The sequence below is a fragment of the Pseudomonas sp. KT_2_4 genome, from assembly GCF_041410225.1.
Classification (GTDB): Bacteria; Pseudomonadota; Gammaproteobacteria; order Pseudomonadales; family Pseudomonadaceae; genus Aquipseudomonas; species Aquipseudomonas paracarnis.
Genome location: NZ_CP166962.1, coordinates 349,604 through 373,351 on the forward strand (window position 1 = coordinate 349,604; position 23,748 = coordinate 373,351).

18 protein-coding genes are annotated in these 23,748 nt (G+C 60.6%); 6 read left to right on the forward strand and 12 right to left on the reverse strand.

Annotation, left to right across the window (positions count from 1 at the left end; genetic code table 11):
- Positions 1 to 27: 27 nt before the first annotated feature.
- The 12 genes from AB9N64_RS01635 to AB9N64_RS01690 form a co-directional block, all read right to left on the reverse strand.
- Positions 28 to 2,565, reverse strand: coding sequence for a PAS domain-containing protein (locus AB9N64_RS01635; RefSeq protein ID WP_032903871.1), 2,538 nt, complete (start codon positions 2,563 to 2,565; stop codon positions 28 to 30).
- A gap of 138 nt (positions 2,566 to 2,703) precedes the next feature.
- Positions 2,704 to 4,659, reverse strand: coding sequence for an acetoacetate--CoA ligase (locus tag AB9N64_RS01640; protein WP_371359911.1), 1,956 nt, complete (start codon positions 4,657 to 4,659; stop codon positions 2,704 to 2,706).
- A 127-nt stretch (positions 4,660 to 4,786) separates the two neighbouring features.
- A complete protein-coding gene (locus tag AB9N64_RS01645; RefSeq protein ID WP_032903869.1) occupies positions 4,787 to 5,560 on the reverse strand; it encodes a 3-hydroxybutyrate dehydrogenase in 774 nt (257 codons plus the stop codon).
- Between the two features lie 7 nt (positions 5,561 to 5,567).
- Complete coding sequence (locus tag AB9N64_RS01650; RefSeq protein ID WP_371359912.1) at positions 5,568 to 6,959, reverse strand: GntP family permease; 1,392 nt, start codon at positions 6,957 to 6,959, stop codon at positions 5,568 to 5,570.
- Between the two features lie 293 nt (positions 6,960 to 7,252).
- The gene (locus AB9N64_RS01655; RefSeq protein ID WP_014718208.1) at positions 7,253 to 8,644 is read right to left on the reverse strand and encodes a sigma-54-dependent Fis family transcriptional regulator; all 1,392 of its coding nucleotides are present in this window, start codon (positions 8,642 to 8,644) and stop codon (positions 7,253 to 7,255) included.
- A 146-nt stretch (positions 8,645 to 8,790) separates the two neighbouring features.
- A complete protein-coding gene (locus AB9N64_RS01660; RefSeq protein ID WP_019817606.1) occupies positions 8,791 to 10,362 on the reverse strand; it encodes an ABC transporter ATP-binding protein in 1,572 nt (523 codons plus the stop codon).
- A 10-nt stretch (positions 10,363 to 10,372) separates the two neighbouring features.
- Positions 10,373 to 11,395, reverse strand: a complete 1,023-nt coding sequence (locus tag AB9N64_RS01665; RefSeq protein ID WP_014718210.1) for an ABC transporter permease — start codon at positions 11,393 to 11,395, stop codon at positions 10,373 to 10,375.
- Positions 11,395 to 12,453, reverse strand: coding sequence for a microcin C ABC transporter permease YejB (locus tag AB9N64_RS01670; protein WP_069868396.1), 1,059 nt, complete (start codon positions 12,451 to 12,453; stop codon positions 11,395 to 11,397). Before AB9N64_RS01670 ends, AB9N64_RS01665 begins: the two co-directional genes overlap by 1 nt.
- On the reverse strand, positions 12,453 to 14,312 hold the full coding sequence (locus AB9N64_RS01675) for an extracellular solute-binding protein (RefSeq protein WP_032872826.1): 1,860 nt from the start codon (positions 14,310 to 14,312) through the stop codon (positions 12,453 to 12,455). The genes AB9N64_RS01670 and AB9N64_RS01675 overlap by 1 nt, the downstream gene beginning before the upstream one ends.
- 130 nt (positions 14,313 to 14,442) lie before the next feature.
- Entirely contained in the window at positions 14,443 to 14,724 is a 282-nt protein-coding gene (locus AB9N64_RS01680; protein WP_014718212.1) for a peptidylprolyl isomerase, read from the reverse strand.
- Between the two features lie 108 nt (positions 14,725 to 14,832).
- On the reverse strand, positions 14,833 to 15,327 hold the full coding sequence (locus AB9N64_RS01685) for a DUF1543 domain-containing protein (RefSeq protein WP_069868398.1): 495 nt from the start codon (positions 15,325 to 15,327) through the stop codon (positions 14,833 to 14,835).
- Between the two features lie 630 nt (positions 15,328 to 15,957).
- Positions 15,958 to 16,473 carry an Hcp family type VI secretion system effector gene (locus AB9N64_RS01690; protein WP_014718214.1) on the reverse strand — a complete coding sequence of 172 codons (516 nt, stop codon included), beginning with the start codon at positions 16,471 to 16,473 and terminating at the stop codon, positions 15,958 to 15,960.
- A 469-nt stretch (positions 16,474 to 16,942) separates the two neighbouring features.
- On the opposite strand from AB9N64_RS01690, the gene tssA reads away from it, so the two are divergent.
- Genes tssA through tssG form a run of 6 tightly spaced genes read left to right on the forward strand, consistent with a single transcriptional unit; the run spans position 16,943 to position 23,679 of the window.
- Positions 16,943 to 18,487 (forward strand): type VI secretion system protein TssA, encoded by a 1,545-nt coding sequence (gene tssA / locus AB9N64_RS01695; protein ID WP_196770413.1) that lies wholly within the window; start codon positions 16,943 to 16,945, stop codon positions 18,485 to 18,487.
- Positions 18,488 to 18,511: 24 nt separating this feature from the next.
- A complete protein-coding gene (gene tssB, locus AB9N64_RS01700) occupies positions 18,512 to 19,009 on the forward strand; it encodes a type VI secretion system contractile sheath small subunit (protein ID WP_014718216.1) in 498 nt (165 codons plus the stop codon).
- A 27-nt stretch (positions 19,010 to 19,036) separates the two neighbouring features.
- A complete protein-coding gene (gene tssC / locus AB9N64_RS01705; protein ID WP_014718217.1) occupies positions 19,037 to 20,515 on the forward strand; it encodes a type VI secretion system contractile sheath large subunit in 1,479 nt (492 codons plus the stop codon).
- A gap of 14 nt (positions 20,516 to 20,529) precedes the next feature.
- Entirely contained in the window at positions 20,530 to 20,931 is a 402-nt protein-coding gene (tssE, locus tag AB9N64_RS01710; protein WP_014718218.1) for a type VI secretion system baseplate subunit TssE, read from the forward strand.
- Positions 20,921 to 22,708: a type VI secretion system baseplate subunit TssF gene (gene tssF, locus AB9N64_RS01715; RefSeq protein WP_032903855.1), complete on the forward strand. Its 1,788-nt coding sequence runs from the start codon at positions 20,921 to 20,923 to the stop codon at positions 22,706 to 22,708. The genes tssE and tssF overlap by 11 nt, the downstream gene beginning before the upstream one ends.
- The gene (gene tssG / locus AB9N64_RS01720) at positions 22,672 to 23,679 is read left to right on the forward strand and encodes a type VI secretion system baseplate subunit TssG (protein ID WP_019817599.1); all 1,008 of its coding nucleotides are present in this window, start codon (positions 22,672 to 22,674) and stop codon (positions 23,677 to 23,679) included. Before tssF ends, tssG begins: the two co-directional genes overlap by 37 nt.
- Positions 23,680 to 23,748 lie beyond the last annotated feature (69 nt).

Below are 23,748 nucleotides of genomic sequence, written 5' to 3' on the forward strand. Positions count from 1 at the left end.
TGCGACGGCGCGCGATTATGCCTGAACTCAGGCCTCGACGCCGATCATGCTACGGATTTTGTTGGCCAACAGGTCAATGGAAAAAGGCTTGGCGACCATGTCCATGCCGTCCTCCAGGAACCCCTGGCGTTCGGCGGCTTTCTCGGCATAACCGGTCATGAACAGCACGCGCAGGCCGGGGCGATGCTGGCGGGCGATTTCCGCCAGTTGCCGGCCGTTCATGCCGGGCAAGCCAACGTCGGTCACCAGCAAGTCCACGCGCAAATCCGATTCCAGCAACGGCAGCGCCGCACGCGCATCCGCCGCCTGGTGCGCGGTATAGCCCAGTTCGTCGAGTACATTGACCACCAGCATGCGCACCGCCGGGTCGTCCTCGACCACCACCACCGCTTCACCGGCCAGGGCCACGGGGGCTTCGGTCAGGCTGGTAGGCAGGCTGCTTTCCAGTGCGGTGCCATACAAACGCGGCAGGTACAGGCGCACGCAGGTGCCCTGGCCCGGTTCGCTCTGGATGGTCACGTGGCCGCCGGATTGCTGGGCAAAACCGTAGATCATCGACAACCCAAGGCCAGTGCCTTGGCCGATGGGTTTGGTGGTGAAGAACGGGTCGAACGCCTTGGCGAGGATTTTCGGCGCCATGCCGCTGCCGTTGTCGCTCACGCCAAGCATCACATAGTCGCCAGCCTTGACCGGTTCCAGGGTGGTGATGTCGGTGCCGTCCAGGTAACTGTTGGCGGTTTCGATCAGCAGCTCGCCGCCGTCGGGCATGGCGTCGCGGGCGTTGATCACCAGGTTGAGCAGGGCGTTTTCCAATTGGCTGGCATCGGTGTTCACCGGCCAGGTGTCCTTGCCCAGTTTTACCTTGAGTTCGATATGCGCGCCCTTGGTGCGCCGGAACAGGTCTTCCAGGGACGCCACCAGTTGGTTGGGGTCGGTGGGGCGACGGTCCAGCGACTGGCGTCGCGAGAACGCCAGCAGCCGGTGGGTGAGGGCGGCGGCGCGGTGGGCGGAGGACACGGCGGCATCGGCAAAACGGCCGATATCGTCGCTGCGTCCGGCGGCAATGTAACGCTGCATCAGGTCGAGGCTGCCGATGATGCCGGTGAGCATGTTGTTGAAGTCATGGGCGATACCGCCGGTGAGCTGGCCGACCGCTTCCATCTTCTGCGCATGGCGCAGGGCATCTTCGGCACGCTCGCGCTCGAACATCTCGTTTTGCAGGCGCTGGTTGGCTTCGGCCAGCGCCTGGGTGCGCTGGGCCACGCGTTCTTCAAGGTTCTCGTTGAGGTGGCGCAGGGCTTCTTCGGTGAGCTTGCGTTCGGTCTCGTCGATCACAAAGATGTAGAAACCATTCACTGAGCCGTCACTGCTAAAGCGCGGCAGGTACTTCATCAGTGCATGGCGCGGGCGGCCATCGCGATGAGGCGTCACCGTCATGAAGCTGCACGCCTTGCCCTTGAGCGCGGCGGCAATCTTGTCTGCGCGCCCGGCATACACCTCGTCGCCAAGTACTTCGCGGATGGTTTTGCCGTACAGCTCCTGGGGCGTCTTGCCGTACCAGTCCAGGTAAGCGCTGTTGTTGAGGCGAAAGCGCTGGTCGTGGTCAACGTAGCCGATCAACACCGGCATGGCGTTGATGATCAGTTGCAGCTCGGTCTGGCTCTGGCGCAGGGCTTGCTCGGTGTTTTTACGCTCGGTGAGGTCCAGCGCGGCGCCGAGGAAACGCGCAGGCCGGCCCTGTTGATCCTTGTAGCAGCGGCCACGGGCGAACACCCAGCGCACTTGGCCGTCGGCTTGCAGCAAGCGATACTCCTCGGCGTATTCGGTGCCATGGGTAATGCAATGCTTGATGCTGCGCGTCACCGTTCCCCGGTCCTCAGGGTGCACACCATGCAGGTAGGCGCTGATGGGCAGCAGGCTCGAATCGTTGGGGTCGACGCCATGCAGGTAGGCGAAATGGGCGTCGGCGATGAAACGGTCTTCGCCGATATCCCAGTCCCAGGTGCCTACCGCGTCGGTGGCCGCCAGTGCCAGTTGCAGGCGCTGCTCGGTGTTGTGCTGGGCCTTGAGGCTGGCTTCGGAGCGCTGTTGCAGTTCGAGGGTTTTGCTGCGCCGCTCATTGGTTTCAATGGCCGTGACCAGGATGCCGGCCACCCGGCAGCTTTCATCGCGCACCGGGCTGTAGGTCAGGTCGAGCCATATCTCGGTGTCGCGGCCCTCGCGTTGCAGCACAAAGCGTTGCTCGCTGAAGGTGCGCACCTGGCCGCCGAGCACGGCGTCGTAGACCGGCGCGGCGAAGCTTTCCAGTTCGGGCCAAGTGTGGTGCGCCGGCTGGCCCAGAGCGCCGGGGTGCTTGCCGCCTATCAGGTGGGCAAAGCCATCGTTATAGAGTTGTATGAGGTGTGGGCCCCACAGCAGCACCATTGGCATGGGTGAATGCACGACGATATCGACAGCAGTGCGCAGGCTTTGCGGCCACTCAGTGGCCTCACCGAGGGGGCTTTGCGCCCAGTCCAGCCGCCTGATCAATGCAGCGGCTTCGCTACCGGTGGATGTTCCATTCATAAAAAGCCCTGAGCCTGACGCTTTGAAAAATGACAACACCCATTGTCCCAAGGAACGACAACGGGTGGCTACCCCGGAAAAATAGCATGCCTTGAGGGTTTTTCTTCAAAACGCTGTGTCAGCGCTGAAACCTTTCATCTAATCGGCCAGCTCAGCTCTGTGGCGAAATTGCTCCAGTGCCTGGGGGTTGGCCAGGGCATCGGTGTTTTTCACCGGCTCGCCATGCACCACATTGCGCACCGCCAATTCGACGATTTTGCCGCTGATGGTGCGGGGGATATCCGTGACAGCGAGGATCTTCGCCGGCACGTGCCGCGGTGTGGTGTTGGCGCGAATCACCTGGCGGATCTGCTGTTGCAGCGCCTCGTCCAGTTCAATTCCATCATCCAGGCGCACAAACAGCACCACGCGCACGTCGTCCTGCCAGCGTTGACCGATGGCGAGGCTTTCCAGCACCTGCGGGACCTTTTCCACCTGGCGATAAATCTCGGCGGTGCCAATGCGCACGCCGCCGGGGTTGAGCACCGCATCGGAACGCCCGTGGATCAACAGGCTGCCGTTGGCGCGTTGCTCGGCATAGTCACCCTGTGCCCACACGCCGGGGAACTGGCTGAAATACGAGGCGCGCAGTTTTTGCTGTTGCGGGTCATTCCACAGCCCGATGGGCATGGCAGGGAAGTGCCGGGTGCACACCAGTTCGCCTTTCTCCCCGATCAGGGGCCGGCCCTGGTCGTCCCACACTTCGATGGCCATGGCCAGGCTCTTGCACTGCATTTCACCGCGCCGTACCGGCAGCACCGGGTTGCCGATCACAAAGCAGGAGACAATGTCGGTGCCACCGGACATCGAGGACAGGCACAGCTCAGCCTTGATCTCGCGGTACACGTAGTCGTAACTCTGGGGCGACAACGGCGAGCCGGTCGAAATCAGACCCTTGAGGCTGCCCAGGTCGTGGCTCAGGCGCGGCTGCAACCCGGATTTTTCCAGGGTGGTGAGGAATTTGGGGCTGGTGCCGAACACGCTGATTTTTTCCGCATCGATCAGGTCGATCAAGCGTTCGGGGCCGGGATGGAACGGCGAGCCGTCGTACAGCACCGCGGTGGCGCCGATCGCCAGCACCGACACCAACCAGTTCCACATCATCCAGCCGCAGGTGGTGTAGTAGAACAGGCAGTCCTCGCGGTTCAGGTCGGCATGCAGGCCGTGTTCCTTGAGGTGCGTCAGCAATACGCCGCCAGTGCCGTGGATGATGCACTTGGGGATGCCGGTGGTGCCGCTGGAATAGAGGATATACAGCGGGTGATCGAACGGCACCGCGACAAATTCCGGTTCGCCGCCGGCTTGATAGAAGTCGTCCCACAGCGCGACGTGGGCGTGGGTGGCGTAGTCCCCAGCCTGCGCCTCGGGCTTGGCGTAAGGCACGATGATCAGCTGTTGCAGGGAGGGCAGGCGTTCGAGGATTTCATTGAGCTTGGCGCTCTGGTCGATGCGCTTGCCGGCATAGCGGTAGCCTGCGCAGGTGATCAGCACCTTGGGCTCGATCTGGCCGAAGCGGTCGATGACGCCCTGGGTGCCGAAATCTGGCGAGGAGCACGACCAGATCGCACCGAGGCTGGTGGTGGCGAGCATGCCGACCAGGGTTTGCCAGGTGTTGGGCATACACGCGGCCACCCGGTCACCCAGGCCGACCCCTGCCGCCCGCAGGCTTTTTTGCAGGCCGGCCACGTGTTCCGCCAGCTGCGCATAGCTCAATTGTTCACGTTGGCCGTCTTCGCTGACAGCCACCACAGCAGGATGATCGTCGCGGCGGCGCAACAGGTGTTCGGCAAAGTTCAGGGTGGCGCCGGGAAACCATTGGGCGCTGGGCATCTCGATGTCTTCGATCAGGGTCACCGTGGGCGGGCTGCGAAACTGCACGTCAAAGAACGCGACAATCGCCTGCCAGAAGTCCGGGCGTTGGTCGATGCTCCATTGGTGCAGGGCGGGGTAGTCGTGGAGCTGCACGCCGTGGCGTTGGTTGATGAAGCGGCGGAACTGATCCATGCGCGTGTTGGCGATGCGTTCCGGGGACGGTTGCCAGAGGATGTCGGACATAAGCTGCCTCTTCTCATTCCCACGCTTCGCGTGGGAATGCCTGACTGGACGCTCTGCGTCCACTTTTGGGGCGCGGAGCGCCCCGGTCTGCGTGCCCACGCAGAGCGTGGGAACGATCATCACGGGTTTACTGGGCCAGCCAGCCACCATCGATGTTCCAGGCCGCGCCGCGCACCTGGGCACCGGCTTCACTGCACAAGAACAACACCAGCTCCCCGAGCTGCGACGGCGTCACAAACTCCAGCGACGGCTGTTTCTCCGCCAGGAGATCCTGCTGCGCTTGCTGTGGGTCGACCCCGGTAGCCACGCGATCATCAATCTGCTTCTGCACCAGCGGCGTCAGCACCCAGCCCGGGCAGATGGCGTTGCAGGTGACATTGCTGGTGGCGGTTTCCAGGCCCACCACCTTGGTGAGGCCGATCACCCCATGTTTGGCCGCCACATACGCCGCCTTGCCCACTGAGCCGACTCGCCCATGCACCGAGGCGATATTGACGATGCGCCCCCAGCCCTTGGCCTTCATGCCCGGCAAGCTCAGGCGTGTGCTGTGGAACACCGAGGACAGGTTGATGGCGATGATCGAATCCCAGCGCTCCACAGGGAAGTCTTCTACCGCTGCCACATGCTGGATACCGGCATTGTTGACCAGGATGTCCACGCCACCGAACTCGCGCTCGGCGTAGGCGAGCATGTCGGCGATTTGCGCGGGGTCGCTGACGTCTGCCGGGTGATGCCCGACCTTGCCGCCAAACGCCTGTACCTGGGCGATCACCGCGCTGGCGTCGCCGAAGCCGTTGAGAATCAGGTTGGCGCCGGCCTTGGCCAGGCTCAGGGCAATCCCTAAGCCGATGCCGCTGGTGGAGCCGGTGACCAGGGCGGTCTTGCCATTCAAAGTTGTCATGAAAACCTCACACAATGCCGGTGGCGTAGAAAGTGCCGATCACCACGAACACCGCAAGGGTCTTGATGATCGTGATGCCAAAAATGTCCTTGTAGGCTTCGCGGTGGGTCAGCCCGGTGACGGCCAGCAGGGTGATCACCGCGCCGTTGTGGGGCAGGGTATCCATGCCGCCGCTGGCCATGGCCGCGACCCGGTGCAGCACCTCAAGGGGGATATTGGCCGCGTGGGCGGCTGCAATAAAGCTCTCGGACATCGCGGCGAGGGCGATGCTCATGCCGCCGGAAGCGGAGCCGGTGATACCGGCCAGCAAGGTCACGGTGATCGCTTCGTTGACCAGCGGGTTGGGGATGCCCTTGAGCCAGTCCGCCAGTACCAGAAAGCCTGGCAGCGAGGCGATTACTGCGCCAAAGCCGTATTCCGAGGCGGTGTTCATTGCCGCTAGCAGCGCACCGCTGACCGCACTTTTACTGCCTTCGGCCAGCTTGCTCCTGATCGCCGAGAAGCCGAACACCAGCACCACGATAATCCCCACCAGCAACGCCGCCTGCACCGCCCAGATCGCGGTGAGCTTGGCGATTTCGGTGGTCACCGGCGCGCTCATGCCCGGCAGGCTGAGGCTGTGGGTCTTGCCGTACCACTGCGGGATCCAGTGGGTGAACAACAGGTTCATCACCCCCACCAGGATCAGCGGCGACAACGCGAGCCATGGGTTGGGCAAGGCAAGGTTGTCGGCGGTTTCCGGCTCATTGCGCAACTCGGTGCCATAGCCTTCACCGGCACGCTGGGCCTTGTTACGCTGGCGTGCGAGGTAGAGCATACCGGCGCAAAACACGAAGATCGTGCCGATCAGCCCTAGCCACGGCGCCGCCCAGGCGGTGGTGTTGAAGAAGGTGCTGGGGATGATGTTCTGGATCTGCGGCGTACCGGGTAGGGCGTCCATGGTGAACGAGAACGCACCGAGGGCGATGGTCGCCGGGATCAGGCGCTTGGGGATATTGCTCTGGCGGAACATCTCGGCGGCAAACGGGTACACCGCAAACACCACCACGAACAGCGACACACCACCGTAGGTGAGCAGGGCGCAGACCAGCACAATCACCAGCATCGCCTGGCGCGTGCCGAGCAAGCGGATCGCGGCGGCGACGATCGAGCGCGAAAACCCCGACAGCTCAATGAGCTTGCCGAACACCGCACCGAGCAGGAATACCGGGAAATACAGCTTGATAAAACCGACCATCTTTTCCATGAACACCCCGGTAAAGGCAGGGGCGACGGCGGACGGGTCAGTGAGCAGCACCGCGCCAAGGGCGGCGATGGGGGCGAACAGGATAACGCTATAGCCACGGTAGGCGGCCAGCATCAGCAGCGCGAGCGCGGCCAGGGCAATGATCACACTCATGGTGTGTCTCCATCGGATTGTTATTGTTGTGGGTGAGGCTGTGGGAGGAAGCTATAGCGAGATGTGTGCCAGATTTATAACTTGTTGATATGTATGGATTTATTGTGGATTTAAAGTGATTTTCGAGACGGCAGTCTCAATCTGGAGACGAGGGGAGATCCTTGTGGGAGCTGGCTTGCCTGCGATAGCGGTGGTTCAGCTGGCTTGTAGGGCGCTGTTAGACCGCTATCGCAGGCGAGCCAGCTCCCACATAAGAAAGTCTTGATATTGGGAATTGCGTCTCTTGTTTGAGACTAAGTTAGTCCAAGCGCCAGCATTTTTTTATACAATGTCGACCGCCCAAGCCCCAACCGCTTGGCCGCCTCTACAACATTTCCGTCACTGGCCTTGAGCGCGCCCGCAATCACCTGGCGATCAAACCGCTGCCGCGCCGCCGCAAAGGTTTCACCCTCGACCGCCGCCACCGCGCCTCGCTGTACCGGGCTGAACGTGCCAATCGCTGCGCGAAGGTCGCTGGCATTGAGCATCAGGTCATCACTCAACAGCGCCGCACGCTCCAGCACATTGCGCAGCTCGCGGATATTGCCCGGCCAGGCATGTTGGGCCAACAGCGCCAGGGCATCGCGGTCCAGTTCGTGCTGGCTGCGCAACTCCTCAAGGATCGCCTCGCTCAATGCCGGAATATCCTCCAGCCGCTCACGCAACGGCGGCACCTGGATCGGCAGCACATTGAGGCGGTAATACAGATCGGCACGAAACTCGCCACGCTTGATCGCTGCCTCCAGGTCCATGGACGTCGCGGCAATCACCCGCACATCACTGTGCAGCATCTCGTTGGAGCCCACCGGTTCGAATTCCTTTTCCTGCAACACCCGCAGCAATTTGCTTTGCAGTGGCAGCGGCATGTCGCCGATTTCATCGAGAAACAGCGTGCCGCCCTGGGCGATCTGGAATTTGCCGGGGCGACCCTTGCGGTCGGCACCGGTAAAGGCGCCGGGCGCAGTGCCGAAGAACTCGGCTTCAAGCAGGTCATGGGGAATCGCCGCGCTATTGATGCTCACAAAAGCTTTGTGCGCCCGGGGCGATGCGCCGTGGATGGCCTGGGCGAGCAACTCCTTGCCGGTGCCGGTTTCCCCGAGCAGCAATACCGGCGACTCGGCACTCGCACTGCGCCGCGCCCGGCGCTTGACCTCAAGGCTGGCGGCGCTGGTGCCGATAAAGTGCGCAAAGTTGTATTTGCTTTGCCGCGAACGCAGCAGCGAGCGCGTGGAGGCTAGCTCCTGCTGCATGCTCAGGTAGCGCTCGATCAGCGGCGACAGGTTGCGCAGTTCATCGAACAGCGCAAAGCCAATCGCGCCGATCACCGCCCCGGCCTCGTCATGGATCGGCAGACGCATCACCACCAGCGGGCCCTTGGGGGTGTCCTGGATATCCAGCAGGATCGGCCGGTCGTTGCGCACCACCTGGCGCAGCAGGCTGTTGGAAATCACCTGCTCGCAAGGCTGGCCAATGGCTTGGTCGGCGCTCTTGAGGCCAAAGCGCTTGGCGTAACGCTCGTTCATCCACACGATATTTGCATCGCGGTCGACGATGACCGTGCCCTCGCTGGACTGCTCGATGATCTCGAACAGCGACTGGATGGCCAGGCCGCGAACCTGTTGGTAGTCCTTGAGGCTAGTGCTCATGGGTACAGAATCCTGTTAATGATCGTTCCCACGCTCTGCGTGGGAATGCCTACCGTGACGCTCTGCGTCACTTGGCGTAGGGCCAGGGCACGACGCGGAGCGTCTCGGGTTGTGTTCCCACGCAGAGCGTGGGAACAATCTCACCCCTACAAAGGGATGTGCGCTGCTGCCAGCAGTTCTTTGGTGTACGGGTGTTGGGGCGATTCGAACACCTCATGGCTCGCGCCACGCTCCACCACCTTGCCATCCTTGACCACGATCATGTCATGGGCCATGGCGCGCACCACCGCCAGGTCATGGCTGATAAACAGGTAGGTCAGGCCGTATTTGTCCTGCAGTTCGCGCAGCAGCGCCACCACTTGTTTCTGCACCGTACGGTCCAGGGCCGAGGTGGGTTCGTCGAGCAGCATCAGCGCTGGCTTGAGTACCAGGGCGCGGGCAATGGCGATGCGTTGGCGCTGGCCACCGGAAAACTCATGGGGGTAGCGATGTCGGCTGGCAGGGTCGAGGCCCACGTCCTTGAGCACCTGGACCACTTGCGCATCGCGGTCGGCCAGGCTGCACGGGGCATGCACTTCCAGGCCCTCGCTGATGATCTGCTGCACCGACATGCGCGGGCTGAGGCTGCCATAGGGGTCCTGGAACACCACCTGCATCTGCTTGCGCCATGGGCGCATCTGCTGATGGTTGAGCGGGTCCAGAGCTTCACCCTGAAAGCGGATGCTGCCGCTGGAGTCGAGCAAGCGCAGGATCGCCTGGCCCAGGGTGGACTTGCCGGAGCCGGACTCGCCGACAATCCCCAGGGTCTTGCCGCGCTGCACGCTGAGGCTGATGCCGTCCACTGCGCGCAGGTAGGTCTTGGCCCGGAACAGTCCGCCACCGAGAGGGAATTGCACGCTCAGGTCATCCACTTCCAGTACCGTGTCACGCGGCTCGCTGCACAGCACGTCGCCCGAGGGCTCGGCATCCAGCAGCAGGCGGCTGTAGGGATGCTGGGGGGCGGTGAACAAGGCCTGGCAGTCGGCCTGCTCGACGATTTCGCCGGCACGCATCACGCAGACCCGCTGGGCGATACTGCGTACCAGGTTGAGGTCATGGCTGATCAGCAGCAGCGACATGCCCAGGCGTTGTTGCAAGGACTTGAGCAGCAACAGGATCTTGCGCTGCACCGTCACGTCCAGCGCTGTGGTGGGCTCGTCGGCAATCAGCAGCTCGGGCTCGCAGGCCAGGGCCATGGCGATCATCACCCGCTGGCGCTGGCCGCCGGACAATTGATGGGGGTAGGCCTTGAGCCGTTCCTGGGGTTTCTGGATGCCCACCAGTTCCAGCAGTTCGAGGATGCGCGCCTGCGCCGCCTTGCCGCCCAGGCCCTTGTGCAGCAGCAGGGTTTCGCCGATCTGCTTTTCGATGCTGTGCAGGGGGTTCAGGGAGGTCATCGGCTCCTGGAAGATCATGGCAATGCGGTTGCCGCGCAATTTTTGCAAGGTACTCGGTGAGGCGCCGATCAGTTCCTGGCCGCGATACTTGATCGAACCCAGGGTTTGGGTGCCGGCTTGCGGCAGCAGTTGCAGGATAGAGTGGGCCGTCACCGACTTGCCCGAGCCCGACTCGCCCACCAGCGCCAGGCACTCGCCAGGGCGCACGTCCAGGCTCAGGTTGCGCACGACGGTCTGGCCGTTGAAGGCGACGCACAGGTCGCGGATTTCGATCAGGTTCATACGCGGTCACTCATGAGCGGGGGTCGAAGGCATCACGCAATGCCTCGCCGATAAACACCAGCAACGACAGAATCAGCGCCAGGGTGAAAAACGCCGTCAAGCCCAGCCACGGCGCTTGCAGGTTCTGCTTGCCCTGGCCGATCAGCTCGCCCAGGGACGCGCTGCCGGCGGGCATGCCGAAGCCAAGGAAATCCAGGGCGCTCAAGGTGGATATCGCCCCGGTCAAAATGAACGGCAAATAGCTGAGGGTCGCGGTCATGGCGTTGGGCAGGATGTGCCGACGAATGATCTTGCCGTCGCCCAGGCCCAGGGCGCGCGCGGCCTTGACGTATTCCAGGTTGCGCCCGCGCAGGAACTCGGCGCGCACCACGTCCACCAGGGCCAGCCAGGAAAACAGCGCCATGATCCCCAGCAACCACCAGAAATTCGGCTCCACAAACCCCGACAGGATAATCAGCAGGTACAGCACCGGCAGGCCAGACCACACCTCCAGGATGCGCTGGCCGAGCAAGTCTACCCAGCCACCGTAGTACCCCTGCAACGCCCCGGCGGCAATGCCAATGACGGCGCTAATGGCGGTCAGGGCCAGGGCAAACAGGATCGACACCCGTGCACCAAAGATCACCCGGGCCAACACATCGCGGGACTGGTCATCGGTGCCCAGCCAGTTCACCGCCGACGGCGGGCTCGGGGCAGGGCGGGTGAGTTCGTAGTTGGGCGTGTCATCGCTGAAAGGAATTGGCGGAAACAGCATCCAGCCGCCCTCCTGCTTGATCAGCTTTTGCACGTAGTCACTGCGGTAGTCCGCCTGGAACGGCAACTGCCCACCGAACTGCTGCTCGGTGTAGCGCTTGAACACCGGAAAATACAGCTCGTTCTTGAAACTGAGCACCAGCGGCTTGTCATTGGCGATCAACTCGCCGCCCAGGGTCAGGATAAACAGGCCGATAAACAGCCACAGCGACCACCAGCCACGGCGGTTTTTCTTGAAGCGCTCGAAGCGTCGGCGGGCCACGGGGGAGAGGTTGAGCATCAGGCGTTCCTCGCGGCGAAGTCGATACGCGGGTCCACCAGGGTGTAGCAGAGGTCACCGATGAGTTTTATCAAGAGGCCGAACAGGGTGAAGATAAACAGCGAGCCGAACACCACCGGGTAGTCGCGGGACACGGCCGCCTCGTAGCTCATGCGGCCCAGGCCATCGAGGGAGAAGATCACCTCGATCAGCAGCGAACCGGCAAAGAACACGCTGATAAACGCTTGGGGAATCCCCGAGATCACCAGCAACATCGCATTGCGGAACACGTGACCGTACAGCACCCGGCGTTCGCTCAAACCCTTGGCGCGGGCGGTGACCACGTACTGGCGGGTAATTTCATTGAGGAACGAGTTCTTGGTGAGGATGGTCAAGGTGGCGAACCCGCCGATCACCAACGCGGTTACCGGCAATACCAGGTGCCAGAAGTAGTCGGCGATTTTGCCCACGGCGCTCAGTTCGGCGAAATTTTCCGAGACCAGCCCGCGTACCGGGAACCAGTTCAGCGAGGTACCGCCAGCGAACACCACGATCAGGAACATCGCGAACAGGAATGCCGGCATCGCGTAACCGATGACGATGGCCGTGCTGCTCCACATATCAAAGCTGCTGCCATGGCGCACGGCCTTGCGTATGCCCAACGGGATCGACACCAGGTAGGTGATCAGCGTGGCCCACAGGCCGAGGGAAATGGTGACGGGCATCTTTTCCAGGATCAGGTCAGTTACCGTTGTGCCGCGAAAGAAGCTGTTGCCGAAGTCCAGTTGGGCGTAATTCTTGAGCATCAACCACAGGCGTTCCGGCGCAGATTTGTCGAAGCCGTATTGTTTCTCGATGTCCTTGATCAGCTTTGGGTCCAGACCGCGGCTGGCTCGCGAGCCGCTGATGCCTTCGCCGGATGCGCCGGCTACACCACCGCCGCCAATGCCTTGCAAGTGGGCGATAGCTTGCTCCACCGGCCCGCCGGGCGCGGCCTGCACGATCACGAAGTTCACCAACAGGATGATCACCAGCGTCGGGATGATCAGCAGCAGGCGCCGTACGATATAGGCAAACATCAGTGGGCCTCTCCGCGTTTTTTCAACTCAGCCTGCATTTGTTCGTTCGTCAGCGGGGTGGGGCTGACTTCCCACCAGGTTTCCAGGGCTTCGTCGTTCTTCGCCTCGATGGCCGGGCGCCCGAAACGGTTCCACCATGCGGCGGAGGTGCCCGGTGGGTAATAGTTGGGGATCCACAGGTAATTCCATTGCAGCACGCGGTCCAGGGCGTGGGCATAGGTGAGCATCTTCGCCTGGGTATCAGCCTTGACCAGGCCATGGATCAGGGTATCGACGGCCGGGTCCTTGAGCACGATGTAGTTGTTGGCGCCCGAATCGAACGCGGCGGCAGAGCCGAAATAGTTGTACAGCTCCATGCCGGGCGAGGTGGTGACCGGGAAACCCGTGACGATCATGTCGTAGTCGCGGGCCATCAGTCGGTTGACGTATTGCGAGGAGTCGATGCGGCGGATATTCAGGGTGATGCCGATCTGCGCCAGGTTACGTTTGTAGGGCAGCAACAGGCGCTCAAGGCCGTTCTGGACGTTGAGGAAGGTGAATTCCAGTGGCTCGCCCTGGGCATTGACGAGTTTGTCGCCCACAGGTTTCCAGCCGGCGTCTTCCAGCAGGGCCAAGGCTTGCAGCTGTTTGTCGCGGATCATGCCACTGCCATCGGTGACCGGGGCCTTGAACACCTGGGTAAACACCTCGTCGGGAACCTGACCGCGCAGGGGTTCGAGGATCGCCAGTTCTTCCGGGGTCGGTAACTGGCTGGCGGCCAGCGGGCTATTGGAGAAATAGCTCTGCTGGCGGATGTACAGGTTGCGCATCATCTGGCGGTTGGCCCATTCAAAGTCCCACAGCATCGCCAGGGCCTGGCGCACGCGGCGATCCTTGAACATCGGTTTTTGCACATTGAACACATAGCCCTGGGCCGGCTGCGGCATCTCCTTGGCCAGGTGCGCGCGCTGCAGACGGCCATCGTCCAGGGCCGGGCCGTTGTAGCCGATGGAGTAACCGGTGGCGGAGAATTCACGGTTGAAATCATAGGCGCCGCCGCGTAGCACTTGGCGCGCTACTTCGGTGTCGCCGAAGTACTCCAGGCTCAGGTGATCGAAGTTGTACAAGCCGCGGCTGACCGGCAAGTCCTTGCCCCACCAGTCGGGGTCGCGGGTGAAGGTGATGGTATTGCCGGAGTCGATCTTGCTGACCTTGTAAGGGCCGCTGCCCAGTGGCGCTTCGTAGCCGCCGCCGTTGGCAAAGTCGCGGGTCTTCCACCAGTGCTCGGGGAACACCGGCAAAGTGGCGAGATCCAGAGGGAGGGTGCGGTTTTCGTTGCTGGAAAAATCAAAGCGCACCTGTCGTTCGCCTTCGATTTCGACGTGTTTGACGTCTGCAAATAACGTGCGATAGCGCAGGCTGCCTTGGGTCATCAACACGTCAAAGCTGTAGCGCACGTCTTGCGCGGTAATGGGCGTGCCATCGGCAAAGCGCGCCTTGGGGTTCAGGTAGAAGCGCAGCGACAGGCCGTCGTCGGCCCGTTCCATCTTTTGCGCCACCAGGCCATAGACGGTGTAAGGCTCATCCAGCGAGCGCAACGCCAAGGGTGCATACACCCAGCCGTCGACCTGGGACACGCCGATGCCTTTGTCGATATAGGGCAGCACATGGTCAAACCGCCCCACCTCCAGCGCTGAGCGCCGTAGGCTGCCGCCCTTGGGGGCGTTGGGGTTGGCATAGTCGAAATGGCTGAAACCTTCGGCGTACTTGGCGGGCTCGCCGTACACCGTCAGGTAGGTTTGCGGGGCTGCGATCACCGCAGTGCTGGCCATTAGAAAGGCCAGGGTGGAGCAGAGCAGAGATGAAAAAGCCAATCGCATTATCAGCCTTGAGCGCCGGGTAAAGAATAATAAGGATTTGTACGCTAACGGCCTGGGCATCGCCAGTCATCAGATGCACAACGGCCCACCAAAGGGCGGGCCGTTGTTTATAGCATCAGCGCAGATTGAATCAATCCTGGCGGCTGGTGACTTCCAACAGGTGATAGCCGAACTGGGTCTTCACCGGGCCTTGCACGGTGTTGACCGGGGCACTGAAGACCACGGTGTCGAATTCCTTGACCATCTGGCCTGGGCCGAACGAACCGAGGTCACCGCCCTGACGGCTGGATGGGCAGCTGGAGTTGGCTTTAGCGACTTCTGCGAAATCAGCGCCGCCTTCGATTTGGGCCTTGAGTTCGTTGCACTTGTCTTCAGAGGCAACGAGGATGTGACGGGCGGTGGCTTTGGCCATGGTGAGTAACTCCTAGAGTAAAAAACGGTGAGCGTACCGGATTCAGGCGGTTATTTCTCGGCAAAGTTCCACTGGGTTTTCAGTCGCCGCTGTTTAGGTCATGCCGGTTCAAGGCAGTACGAGATAGTCGTTGCGCTGCACGATCGCTTGGTGCGCTGCTTGCACCAGGTGGATATAGCGGCCGTCCACCAGGTCGATGGGCAGGCAATCGTCGATATCCAGCACCGTGTCGGTGTGGGTCTGGGACCAGTGGCTGAGCATCTGCTGCTTACCTTTGCGCATGGCCTCCTGTTTGTTACGGGCGACCACCAGCAGGTAGTGGTGGGCTTCGCCAAAGCTATTGGCCTCGTAGCCGCCGAGGTTGATGAAGTACAGGCGCGGCGCATCGCCGTGGGGCGCCAGGTGGCTCAGTTCAACCTTCCAGCCGTCGACGCCATCGACGGCCATCCATGAATCGATGTGTACGCCTTTGGGGCTGCCAAACCAGGCGTCGCGTAATTGTGGGTAGGTGGCTTGCAGGGTATCGGCCACTGCGAATACCACATCGTGTACTTCGATCCTGGCTCGCGGGTGCTTTCCCCCGAGCATGACGACAAACAGCATTACCGGTGTTTCCTGGGGAGTGGTTAGAGGGCAACCATACTGCGATTGAGCTGGTTTGTCCGGTTGTGATGAGGCCTGTGTGTCGCGACGCTGAACCTGTGGGAGCTGGCTTGCCTGCGATAACGCCCTGACAAGCAATACCTATCTACCTGACACCCCAGGATCCAACTGTGGGAGCTGGCTTGCCTGCGATAACGCCCTGACAAGCAATACCTATCTATCTGACACCCCACAATCCAACTGTGGGAGCTGGCTTGCTAGCGAAGGCGGCCTGGCAGTCAACACAGTTGGATTGTGTACATATCCATTTCTGCGGTAACGGCCACCTAGGGTTCCGCCCAACGGCGGCTCACTTTCGAAAAGCGCGAAAGTAAGCAAAGCGCTCTTGCCCCACCACTCGGCACCTCGCTTGGGCTCGGTGTGCCCGAACGCAGGCTTGAATCCGTGGGCCGCCGCCACGCGCCATCCATGGCGCGGGGCGGCTAACCCGGCGTCCTGCCGGGTTAGCCACGAATTCAAGCCTGCGTTCGGCCAGCGTGGTTTAACGGGGCGCCTGAGATCAAGATCAAAAGCAGATCAAGATCAACAGCGGCTCGCTTCGTATCGTGGTTACCGTCTTTACTGCTCGCGTTAACCCGTCACTGGGCTGCGCCAGTCATCCGAGCCGGACGTCCCGGCCACTTCGTGAGTCCAGATAATCTTGCGATAGGTGAAGTGCACATCCTCCAGGTGGGTAAAGTGGGCGTTGTCTGGGTCTTGGCAGTTGGGCATGCGAGATTGGATGTCAACGATGGTGGCGCCTTCCAGTTCAATCGTGAAGTAGTGCTCCTGGGTTCCGGCCGAGGAGGTGCGCAGCCACTCCAGGCGGCAGGACACTTCTTCGCCGGTGGTCAGGGCGCTGAACAGCAAGGGTGAGGATTTATCGAAAACCTTGCTGATCATCAGGGGTTTATGCACGCGCTGACCGGTCGGCTGGCCCGATTGCGGGTCGCGGGGAATGATCACCTGATGAGCAAACGCCTGCACCAGAATCTGGTCCTCATGGCCTTCCTGATAAATGTTGCCTACCGAGTCCTGGGTAAATGTGCCTGCCGTAATCAAACCTTGTTTGACACCAGTGATGGAGAGGTACGCGGGTGTGGGCATGACGGGTTTCCTTGCCTGATTGAGTAGGTATTGCCGGGCAGCGAGAGCGCTGAGCGGTCAAGTGCCTTTAACAAGAAGCGTGCCTGAAAGTGTGAGGCTCAATGAAATAAGGGCGAAGAAGACTCAGTGGCCGTTATTGAGAATTTGTTGTAGGGCTGTGGGTGAGTTTTTAGCGCTATTAGTTGCACGCCTATGCGCACTTAGTTGCTCATGTCATGTGTTTTTGTAAATGCAAGGCTGTGAGCGCTTGAGAGTGTTTTCTAGTTGGATAGACTGCGCAAATAACTGCGCATGTCTTTATTTTCAAGCTGCGTAGGATGTTTCTTAAGTTCCGTTCCGTTACTTGCTGATTGTTTTTTTCGTGGCTAAGGTTCGTTCACTTCGATGTGTTTTGAACGGAAGTTAAAAGGTTTTTAACAACGACGTTAATTTTGCCTATTTTGCCTTGGATGGTTGTGTGCAGCCCAAAATAGTTTATTCAGAACAGCTATATGCCTATTGCCAGGAACTTGCCCGGACAGCGTGTTCGCCAAGCAGTTTTGTTGGTAGCGACATGCGTTTTTCAAACGAGTTTGAGGTGCTGGAAACCGAGTTGGGCAAGGCTCACTCCATTCATGGTGCGGGGCTGCCGGATTGGCAGAAGATCAGCGAGATCAGCGAGTGCATTTTGCGTGAGCATTCCAAGGATCTGCGCGTCGCCGCCTGGTTGACCTGGGCCCTGTATCAGCGTGATTCATTCGCTGGGTTGCTGGCTGGTCTCGGTGTGCTGCGCGAACTCTGCGAGCACCATTGGACGCAGGTCTATCCAGTTAAGCTGCGTACCCGCGTTGCGGCGTTTGGCTGGTTGGTGTTGCGCCTTGAGCAAGCGTGCGCGCACAACCTGCCGCTCAGTGATCAACGGCCTTTATTCCAGGCGCTGTTGGAACACCTCGAATGTCTCGATCAGATATGGGGTGAACAGCTTGGCAGCGAGGCGCCGCTGCTGTTGCCGGTTCGCCGGCAGCTGTCGGCGCGCTTGGCCCAGGCTGCTGCCGAACCTGGCGACGTCGCGGGCGTCATTGCCCGGGTCAAACCTGCGCCAAGCCCGCTGCCGGCCCCCGAGCAACCGCTCAATAACGAAAAAGACGCGCACAAACGGCTGCGCGCATTGCAGGAGCAGGCTCGGCCTTTATGTACCTGGTGGTTGCGTCAGGATGCGGCCGACCCGCGCGCCTTGCGCCTGGGCCGAACCTTGGCCTGGCTGATGCTCGTCAATTATCCCGACGCCAATAATGAGCGCGTCACGGCGCTGCGCCCATTGGCTACCGACAAGCGCAAGCGCTATCAAGACCGCTTCAGCCAAGGCCATTACGCCGATCTGTTGCTTGAACTCGAGGTCAGCCTGGCCGGTGCAATGTTCTGGTTCGATGGTTTGCGCATGGTCTGGGAGTGCCTGGAGGCCTTGCACGCAGACCTCGCCATGACCGAACTGGAAATGCAATTTGCTCTGCTGCTGCATCGCCTGCCGAACCTGCCTGAGTATCGGTTCGAGGACGGCACGCCCTTTGCCGACTCCGCGACAGGTGAGTGGATCGCATTTCACGTCATGCGTCACCTGCACAAGCCTGAGCCCTCCAATGTCGTCGTCGACAGCGCTGCTCAGCCCTGGGAAGCCGCGTTGCAGGCGGTGATGCCCTGCCTGCGCAAAGACGGGCTCAAGGCCGCGGTGAGTGTGCTCAAGCAAGGGCTGCGGGCGGCGAGCGGTGATCGAGCGCGTTTTCACTGGCACCTGGCGCTGGCCAGGTTGTGTGTGGCGGCCGGCAAGCATGACCTGGCCAGGATCCAGCTGGAACAACTCGACCTGCAATTACAGCGCACGGGCCTGGAAAGTTGGGAGCCGGAGCTGGCCATGCAAGTGGGCCAACTGCTGTATCGCTGCTACGACCTGTTGCCACAAAACCAAGCCGTACAAGACGGAAAAGACACCCTGCATCGCCGGTTATGCCATTTCGACCTGGAAGCAGTACTTGAATAGCGCCTCATCAAAAGGAGAAGCACCATGGCCAAAGACGGTTCGGTAGCCCCCAAGGAACGTATCAATATTACCTTCAAACCCGCGGTCGGTAGCGCTCAGGAAGATGTCGAACTGCCGTTGAAGCTGCTGGTGCTGGGGGATTTTTCCCAGCGCGCGGACCCACGCAAACTCGAAGATCGCAAGCCCATCGGTATCGACAAGCACACCTTTGACGAGGTGTTGGCCAAGCAAGCATTGAGCCTGACGCTGAGCGTTCCCAACCGCCTCCAGGATGCAGCCGACGTGGAAGAACTGCCGGTTCAGGTGCGAATTAACACCATGAAGGACTTCAACCCCGCGAACCTGGTGGAGCAGATCCCGCAATTGCAAAAGTTGATGGCATTGCGTGAGGCATTAGTGGCGCTCAAGGGACCGCTGGGCAATACGCCCAGCTTTCGCAACGCTATCGAGCGGGCGTTGGCCAATGGTGACTCTCGCGCACGAGTGCTCGCCGAACTGGGCCTGGATAGGCCTCAAGCCTGACGTTTTCAGTAAAAGGACACTGACACCATGACCACCATTCAACACGGCACGCAACCCGTACAGGTTATCGAAAGCGGTAGCATCCTCGATAACATCATTTCCCAGACATTGCTCAGCGCCGACGACGAGGCTTATGGCATCGCCAAGCGCGGCGTGTCGGCGTTTATCGCAGAGCTGGTCAAGCCACATAATTGTGACGAACCCGTAAAGAAACGCCTGGTCGACCGGATGATCGCCGAGATCGACACCAAGCTCAGCGAACAAATGGATGAGATCCTTCACCATCCGGACTTCCAGGCGTTGGAGGCTTCGTGGCGAGGCTTGCAGTTGCTGGTCGATCGCACCAATTTTCGCGAGAACATCAAGATCGAACTGCTGAATGTTTCGCGCGAGGACCTGTTGGATGATTTCGAAGATTCATCGGAAATTACCCAGTCCGGGTTATACAAGCACGTCTATAGCGCCGAATACGGTCAGTTCGGCGGTCAGCCAGTGGGCGCGATCATTGCCAATTACTTTCTTTCGCCCAGTGCGCCCGATGTGAAACTGATGCAATACGCATCCAGCGTCGCCGGCATGGCCCACGCGCCCTTTATCGCTGCAGCGGGGCCAAGTTTCTTCGGCTTGGAAAGCTTCACCGGGTTGCCCGACCTGAAGGATCTGCGGGACCATTTCGAAGGCCCGCAGTTTGCCAAATGGCAAAGTTTCCGGCAGAGCGAAGACGCACGATATATTGGCCTCACCGTGCCGCGCTTTTTGCTGCGCACCCCGTATGACCCCCTTGAGTGCCCGGTCAAGACCTTCGCCTACCAGGAGAACGTGGTTAACAGCCACGAGCATTACTTGTGGGGCAATACCGCCTATGCCTTTGCCACTCGCCTGACCGACAGCTTCGCGCGCTTTCGCTGGTGCCCCAACATTATTGGCCCGCAAAGCGGCGGGGCGGTCGAAGACCTGCCGCTGCATCACTTCCAGAGCATGGGCGAGATTGAAACCAAGATTCCTACGGAGGTGCTGATTTCGGACCGACGTGAGTACGAGCTGGCACAAGAAGGTTTCATCGCCTTGACCATGCGCAAGGGCAGCGATAACGCAGCGTTTTTTTCCGCCAGCTCCGTGCAGAAGCCCAAATCGTTCGGCATCAGTGAGGAGGGCAAGGCGGCAGAGCTGAATTACCGCTTGGGCACCCAATTGCCCTACATGATGGTGGTCAACCGCCTGGCTCATTACCTCAAAGTGCTGCAACGGGAGCAGTTGGGCGCGTGGAAAGAGCGGACGGACCTGGAGTTGGAGCTCAATAAATGGGTTCGCCAATACGTGGCGGACCAGGAAAATCCCAGTGCCGAGGTGCGCGGGCGGCGCCCCTTGCGCGCTGCGCGCATTGTCGTCAGCGATGTCGAGGGCGAGCCTGGCTGGTACCGGGTCAACGTTACGGTACGCCCGCATTTCAAATACATGGGGGCAGACTTCACGTTGTCCCTGGTCGGGAAGCTCGATAAAGAATGAGCAGAAGCCAGGGCATGCTTGAGCACAACAGCCTTTTCGAACGCCTCGAGCAGGGGGCGTCTAACCCGGGTGCCACCGTGGCGTCCATCGCCGCACATTTGGGGAAAATGCTCAGCACTCGTGCGGGCAGTGTCCAGACGCTGCCTGATTATGGCTTGCCTGACCTCAATGACATGCGGCTCAGCTTGCATGAGTCCTTGAGCCAGTCGCGGCTGCATATCGAACGTTTTATCCAGGCCTATGAGCCGCGGCTGACGAACGTACGTGTCAGGCTGTTGCCGGTTGTGCGTGACTCCTTGTCCCTGGCATTCGCCATTGAGGCTGAGCGGATGATTGAGGGCGTACTGCATCCTGTAGTGTTCCACGCGCGCCTCACGGATACCGGGCGGGTTGAGGTCTGTGCCAATGACGCTTAACCGTTATTTTCAAAGCGAACTCAGTGCGTTGCGCCAACTGGGGCGACGTTTTTCCGAACGTAATCCCGCCCTGGCGCCGTTTCTCGGCGAAGCGGGCCAGGACCCGGATGTCGAGCGCTTGCTGGAGGGCTTTGCATTCCTGACCGGGCGCTTGCGTCAGAAGCTGGATGACGAACTGCCGGAGTTGACGCACTCGTTGATGCACTTGCTCTGGCCCCATTACATGCGCCCGATACCGGCCTTCAGCATCTTGCAATTCGACCCGTTGAAACGCGCCGGCCCAAGCGTTCGGGTGGCTCGGGATACCGCCGTGCAAAGCGCTCCCATCCACGGTGAGCGTTGCCAGTTCCGTACATGCTATCCCACCGATGTCATGCCATTGCAACTCACTGACCTGGAATACAAATGCCAGGGCGAAGGGGCCTGGTTGGCTTTGCGCCTGTGCATGAGTGTCGACGGCAGCTTCAGTGAGTTGGAATTCGATTCGCTGCGACTGCACCTGGCCGGCGACCACTACATCAGTCAGGGCCTGTACCTGGGCCTATTGCGCCATCTGGCGGGAATCAGCCTGCAGCTCGTGGATCACGATGGCCTGCCGATCAGCGCCGGCGATGACCAACCCCTGACGCTGCGGCTCAATGCCAACCAGGTCCGGCCAGTGGGGTTTTCCCAGGAACAGGCGCTGATTCCTTATCCGCAGAACACGCTGGAGGGTTATCGGCACCTGCAGGAGTACTTCGCGTTTCCCGAGAAATACCTGTTTGTCGATGTCGAAGGCTTGGAGGTGTTGCACACGTTGTCTCACGAGTTGCTCCGGCAGGCGCACGGCCTGGTGATGCGTTTCGAGCTCCGCAGTCAGGGCCGCGAGCCCCTGCGTCCTACCTTGGATAACGTAAAGCTGTATTGCACGCCCATCGTCAACCTGTTTACTCAGGATGCAATTCCCATTCGCCTGGACGGTAAACAGGACGAGTACCTTTTGGTACCTGGGGAATACACGCCGGGCAATGCCAGCGTGTATTCAGTGGACCGGGTCACCGGCTGGCGCCCCGGTGGCTTGGGCTATCAAACCTACGTGCGGTTCGAGTCGTTTGAACATGACTGCCACAGCGAGCCTGTGGCGGCACCGCCCAGCTACAGCATTCGCCAACGTTCGTCGGTTCAACATGGTGGACTCGACACCTGGATGGGGTTCGGCAATCGCCGCAAACAGGGCCAGGAAACCCTGTCGGTCGAACTGACCTGTACCAATTGCAACCTGCCACGGCAATTACGTGCAGGCGATATCAACCAGCCCGGCGAACACACACCGGAGTCGTTGACGTTTCGCAATATCACCGCGCCAACGGCGAGCTACGCACCGCCCCTGGACCAGGATTTCCTGTGGAATCTCATCAGCAATATGTCGCTCAACTACTTGTCGTTGACCGACATCAACGCCTTGAAGGCGATTCTCGCAACCTACGACCTGCCGCGTTATTACGACCGCCAGGCGCTGAAGGTCAGCCAGAAAAGACTGGCGGCTTTGCGCGCCATCCATCATGAGGCGACGGATCGCCTGCATCGTGGGTTGCCCGTGCGAGGGGTGCGGGTCGATCTGACGGTCGATTCCCAAGGCTTTGTCGGCCAGGGCGACTTATTTGTATTCGCTTCGGTCCTCAATCAGTTCTTTGCGCTTTATGCCAGCCTCAATTCCCATCACGAGTTGCGTGTCATCAGCACACAAGGAGACGTGTATTTATGGCCATCCCTGACGGGACAACAGCCCCTGCTCTGAATCAACTTTGCCGTGGTATCCGTGAATACACGTTGTTCCAGGCGGTTTTGCAGGTGATCGAGCGATTGCGTGAGGCTCATCCGCTGCTGGATGAGGACGCGTTGTACGACCAGTTGGAGTTCCAGGCCAACCCTGGCTTGGGCTTTGCCGCGCACGATATCGACCGAGTGGAGTTCTTTATGGAGCATGGACATTTGCGCGCACGCCTGCGCCTCAATGTACTGGGGTTATTTGGCGCCGGGTCCCCACTGCCTGCGTTTTATGGTGAGCAGGCATTTGCCGAGCAGCCAGGCGGCAACCCGACTCGAGATTTCCTGGATATGTTCCATCATCGCTTGCACCGGCTGATGCTCCCGATCTGGCGCAAGTACCGCTATCGGGCGTGTTTCCGGGCAGGCGCCAATGATGGTTTTTCCGAGCAGATGTTTGCCTTGACGGGTCTGGGCGGCACCGCAATCCGTGGCGCTTCCCAGCTCGATTGCAAACGCCTGCTGCCCTACCTGGGCCTGCTGAGTGTGCGTGTGCACTCGGCGGCGTTGATCGAGTCGGTCCTGCGCTACTACTTCAAGCACGACGCGTTGTTTATCGAGCAGTGGGTTGAACGCCAGGTCGAGATCAGCCCGGTCCAGCGCAATGACCTGGGGCGGGCCAACAGTGTGCTTGGCGAGGACCTGGTGCTGGGGCGCCGCGTCGCTGACCGCAGTGGCAAGTTCAGGGTGCATGTCCGCGCGTTGGGGTGGCAGCGTTTTCACGACTTCCTGCCCACGGGAAAGGCCTATCAGCCGCTGCGTTCGCTGGTGCGCCTGACCCTGCGCGACCCATTGGAATACGACCTGCGTCTGGTACTGGCGCAGGGTCAGATCAGGGCTCTGCACATTGGCGAAAACACGGTTTGCCGCCTGGGTTGGACCACCTGGCTGGGGCACGAGCGGGCCGATGGCGTAGTCACGCTAACCCGTAATTTTCATTAGGGATGAATGGACATGATGAACAGGGATTTGCAACGCATGATCGGCGCACTGTCAGCACGGCTGGAAACA